General features: G+C 63.3%; 4 protein-coding genes. All 4 read right to left on the reverse strand.

All coding sequences use genetic code 11. The annotated features are described in order from the left end of the window. Positions 1-147 precede the first annotated feature (147 nt). Positions 148-1,023: a DUF2887 domain-containing protein gene (locus tag KBZ15_RS18315; protein WP_255016661.1), complete on the reverse strand. Its 876-nt coding sequence runs from the start codon at positions 1,021-1,023 to the stop codon at positions 148-150. A gap of 124 nt (positions 1,024-1,147) precedes the next feature. Further along, positions 1,148-2,500, reverse strand: a complete 1,353-nt coding sequence (locus tag KBZ15_RS18320) for a nucleotide sugar dehydrogenase (protein WP_255016664.1) — start codon at positions 2,498-2,500, stop codon at positions 1,148-1,150. 141 nt (positions 2,501-2,641) lie between these two features. Further along, positions 2,642-2,914 carry a hypothetical protein gene (locus KBZ15_RS18325; RefSeq protein ID WP_255016662.1) on the reverse strand — a complete coding sequence of 91 codons (273 nt, stop codon included), beginning with the start codon at positions 2,912-2,914 and terminating at the stop codon, positions 2,642-2,644. A gap of 285 nt (positions 2,915-3,199) precedes the next feature. Next, positions 3,200-4,558 carry a UDP-glucose/GDP-mannose dehydrogenase family protein gene (locus tag KBZ15_RS18330; protein WP_255016663.1) on the reverse strand — a complete coding sequence of 453 codons (1,359 nt, stop codon included), beginning with the start codon at positions 4,556-4,558 and terminating at the stop codon, positions 3,200-3,202. Positions 4,559-5,036 lie beyond the last annotated feature (478 nt).

A 5,036-nucleotide genomic window follows, 5' to 3' on the forward strand; every position in this document is an offset into this window, starting at 1 on the left:
ATTTCAACCGTAGCGGGGGCATTGAGCGGGACTCCGCTCGCAACCGACAGGTGTTGGCGGCTGGCGAGTGGACTTGGGCCATAGTCGCCAAGGGCGTTCTGAGCTGGACAGGGCCTCACGACCTGCAGCCCCAGCGGTGCTCGGGCCTCAACCCTTGTGCTCTTCCAGCCAAGCCGTCAGATCGGCAGGCCCGCTGAAATCGAGCAACGCCTCAGCCAGGGTCTCCAGCTGCTCCAGCGGCAGCGCTTGGATGCGAGCGGTGGTGGCCTCACTCAGGGGGCCGCAGCGGCGGTTGAGCTGGCGAAGGGTCACCTTGGCTTCGCCTTGCGCTTCGCCTTCTTGCCGGCCCCGATCCAGAAGGTCTTGGGCGGCGCGGGTGTGGAGTAATTGGTCGGTGGGAATGCCTGCGATCACCATGATCTCCTCGGGGCTGAGTGTGGGAAACCGCTCAAACAGCATAGTGAGAACGGTGGAAAGTAGATCCGGACGGTGCTCCAGGATCTGCTGGGTACTGGCCGGCAGTTCTGCTTCAGGCCGCACTGGCAGCGTGAGCAGGGTGAGCCATGGATCGAGATCAGCCTGCTGGCCCAACTCCTCCAGGCTCAGCCAGATCACGCCATCAAGAAACACCTGCAGCTGCTGCGGTAGCTGGGCTGGACCAAGCTTGAGACGCCGGTGCGGCACTGCCACAACCACAGCCAAATGCAGCACCTGGGGGTTGAGCTGTAGAAAGCGAGCGGTTTGAGCAAGCAGACGGTGCTTGAACCCCGGCTTGCTGAACATCTGCACCTCAAGCAGCGCCACCGGCTGCTCCGGGGTGCCGGCCTCGCCGCTTTTTGGCCAAAAGGCCCCATCAAGGCGATGGTTGGCAGCCTTGAGCTCAGGTGCCTCAAAGCGATAGAGCGCATCGCCCGACGCATCGGGCCCAAGCGAGGGAGCCTCAGCGACAACTTGCGGCAGCAGCAACGCGATCAGATCCGGCGCGCTCTGGAACAACCCGTAAAACCAGTGATCGGTTTTCAAGCCCCAGCCACTGACACCGGCCAGCCCTCCGCATCCCGATTACGCCACAGTACGCCTGTACTGATGCACGGGGCTTCCCTTGGTTCCACGGGTTTTCCGGCCAAGCACCTGCGGAGGGGGCGCGCTAGCGCCCCTCACCCTCCCCCACAACCCACACCCGCAACCCCGCCGCGCGCGCAGCCGCCGCATCCGCAACGGCCCGGGCGTCAAACAACCATGCGGGCTGACGCATCTCCGCTGCCAGGGTTGGCCAATCGAGCTGCCTGAACTGCTGCCACTCCGTGAGCAGCAACACAGCATCCGCACCACAAACGGCGGCACAAGGATCCGCGGCCGGCTGCCACACCACCTCGCCCTCTGAACCCACAAGGGCCTCCACCCCTAGATCGGCCGCGATCTGCTCAACGCCCACCTTGGGATCAAAGATCGCCAGCTGGGCGCCTTCTTCCAGCAGGTCGCGGCAGATGCGGATAGCCGGGGTCTCGCGGGTGTCGTTCGTGTCGGCTTTAAAGGCAAAACCCAGAACTGCGATCCGCTTGCCCGTCACCGTGCCAAAGAGACGGTTCACCACCAGCCGTGCGATGAGGTGCTGCTGCCAGGTGTTGAGCACCACCACCTGCTGCCAGTAGGCAGCCACCTCATGCAGGCCGTAGTGGCCGCAGAGATAAACCAGATTTAGAATGTCTTTCTGGAAGCAGCTGCCACCAAAGACGGGACCGGCCTTGAGGAACTTGGATCCCAGCCGCGAATCGGTGCCGATGGCACGGGCCACCTCCTGCACATCGGCGCCGGTGGCTTCGCAGAGGGCGGCAATGCTGTTGATTGAGCTGATGCGCTGGGCCAGGAAGGCGTTGGCGGTGAGCTTGGAGAGCTCGCTGCTCCAGAGGTTGGTGCGCAGGATGCGCTCGGCTGGCACCCACTGGCCGTAAATCGCCACCAGTGCTTCTATCGCAACTGGGTCCACACCGCCGATTAGCACCCGATCGGGCGCTTCCAGATCGGCGATCGCTGTGCCCTCCGCCAGGAACTCAGGGTTTGAGAGCACTGCAAATGTTTTGCCGTCGGCCGCCTGGGCGGCGCTGAGAATGGTTTGCACCACCTCAGCGGTGCGCACCGGCAGGGTGCTTTTCTCCACCACTATCGTGTGGCCCTGGGCGCAGGCGGCCACCTGGCGGGCGGACGCCTCAATCCAGCGCAGATCACTGGCCTGGCCGGCCCCAACTCCCTTGGTTTTGGTGGGGGTGTTCACCGAGAGGGACACCATGTCGGCAGCGGCGATGGCTGCATCCACCTCCGTGGAGAAGTGGAGGCTGCGGCCCCGCGCCCGATCCACTAGAGCCGCGAGACCCGGCTCATAGAAGGGGAGCTTGCTGAGATCGGGATCGTTCCAGGCGGCGATGCGCTCAGCGTTGAGATCCACAACCGAGGCCTGGATGTGCGGGCAGCGATAGGGAATTGGGCGGGACTCCGCTCGCAGCCGGAAGGTGCAGGCGCCTGCCGAGTGAGCTGGGGCCGTTGTCGCCGTCGACTTTCTGAGCTGGTCGGGGCCTCACGAACTTCAGCCCAGTTCAGGCTATTGGCGGCGTGATCTCCTCCAGCAACACCGCCAGGGCTTCACTCAGTTGGAGCCGGTTGCGGGAGGTGTCTGCGAGGAGGAATCGACATTGAGCAACAAGGCATCCATTCTGGATTCGAGTGCGGCGAGCCGTTCGTTCTCTTTCTTCAGCAGCTTCAAGCGCTTCTCGCTCTCTTGCATCCGCTTCTCGCTGGCGATCACGTTCAGCTCGTGCTGCTTCGTTCGCTGCTCGATGTCGTAAACGGGTCGCCAGTTGACCATCGCCAGCAAGCGCCGCCAAGGCGGCAAGGTGGAGACATATTCCGACCTGGTCATGGGCCGGGAGTCTGCGGAAGCGGGAGAGGTTGTCGTTGCCATAGTTCGTTGTGAACGAAATCAGGAGCAGCAGGGCGCCAGCGGCAAGGGTTGACCACCCCTGACGATCCAGCACCCGAGGGGCGGTGCTGAATCAGGCAGCCCCGGAGGGCTTTCAATCTCCTTGATCACGGTAGCGAACCCGAACAAGCGCCGATCACGCCACAGTACACCTGTACTGCCACACAGGGCCTCCTTGTTCTCACGGGTTTTCCGGCCAAGCGCCTGAGGCGGGCATGCCCTTACTCACACCACCGGACTAACAGAAGCCCCCCGCCCAATCGCGTAATACGTCCACCCCAGCTCCGCCAGACGCTCTGGGTCGTACAGATTGCGCCCATCAAAGATCAGCTTCTGGCGCAGGGAGCCGGCCAGCTGATCGAAATTGGGGGCCATGAACCGCTTCCATTCGGTGCAGATCACCAGGGCGTCGGCCCCTTCTGTGGCCTCTTCCTTCGTCGCGGCGAGTATCAGCCGACCGTCGGCGAGGGCCTGGGGGTAGAGGCGCTGGGCCTCCTCGGCAGCCTTGGGGTCGTAGGCGGCCACGCTGGCGCCGTCAGTCCAGAGGGCCTCAAGGAGCTGGCGCGATGGGGCATCCCGCATGTCGTCGGTGTTGGGCTTAAACGCCAGCCCCCAGAGGGCAAAGCGGCGGCCGGCCAGGCCCTTGGCGCTGCCGAGGTGCTGGCTGATCAGGCCATGCAGACGCTGCTTCTGGAACTGGTTCACCGCTTCCACGGCCTGGAGCAACTCAGGCGCATAGCCAGCCTGCTGGGCGGTGCGCACCAGGGCCTGCACGTCTTTGGGGAAGCAGGAGCCGCCATAGCCGCAGCCGGGCCAGATGAACTGGAAGCCGATGCGCGGGTCAGAGCCAATGCCAATGCGCACGCGCTCGATGTCGGCGCCGAGGCGTTCGGCCAGGTTGGCCAGCTCGTTCATGAACGAGATCTTGGTGGCCAGCATGGCGTTGGCCGCGTATTTGGTGAGTTCTGCTGAGCGCACGTCCATCACCACGATGCGGTCGTGGTTGCGGTTGAAGGGGGCATAAAGCGCCTTCATTACCTCGATCGCTGAGGGGCTGGAGCTGCCGATCACGATGCGGTCGGGCTTCTGGAAATCAGCAACAGCCGAACCCTCCTTAAGGAATTCCGGGTTCGACACCACCTCAAAGGGGATGTCCACGCCGCGGGCCTGCTGCTCGGCGCGGATGGCTTCAGCCACCTTGTCGGCGGTGCCGACGGGCACGGTGCTCTTGGTGACCACAATGCGCGGGGCGTCCATGGAGCGCCCAATGGAGTGGGCCACGGCCAACACGTATTGGAGATCGGCATGGCCGTCTTCATCGGGCGGGGTACCAACGGCGATGAACAGGATGTCGGCCGCAGCCACGGCAGTAGGGGCATCCCCTGTGAAGCTGAGACGCCCGGCGGCGATTGCCTCCTGCATCAGGTTCTGCAGGCCGGGCTCGTAGATGGGGCATTCGCCCTGCTGCAGCCTGGTGAGCTTGGCGGGGTCCACATCGACGCCGATCACCTCAACGCCAGCAGCGGCAAAGCAGGTGCCGGTGACCAAGCTCACATAACCGCTGCCGAAGATTGCTATGGCCATCTGGCACTCAACTACCTATACATCTGCATGATGACGAATGACAGTGCAAGTCGCAGCCCCAGGAGGCTGCTGAACAGATAAGACGATTGCGGGAGAATGTGACGACGGCACTGAGTGGATGCGCGGACAGCTGGGACGTACCGGCCCCCTGTTCTCGTACATCTCCACTGAAGACCGGATACCGGCCAGTCATCCCTTGCGGCAGTTGCAGCGTCTGGCTGACCAGGCCCTGGATCAGCTCAAACCCACTTCTGTCGAGTGCAGCAGGAGGGTGGTCGGCTCTCGATCCCGCCGGAGCAGCAGTTGCTGGCCCTTTTGCTGCAGGAGAACTACAGCATTCGCCCCTAGCGGATGCTTATTGAGAAGCCAGATTACAAGCTGAATGTTTCGATGGTTCGCTGGACAGATTCTGGCGATACCTTTTGGCACCCCAAGAACCCGGAGCAACCCAAATAACTTCCATCAATGACACCGAGAA

Source organism: Cyanobium sp. BA20m-p-22, assembly GCF_024346275.1.
Lineage (GTDB): Bacteria > Cyanobacteriota > Cyanobacteriia > PCC-6307 > Cyanobiaceae > Cyanobium_A.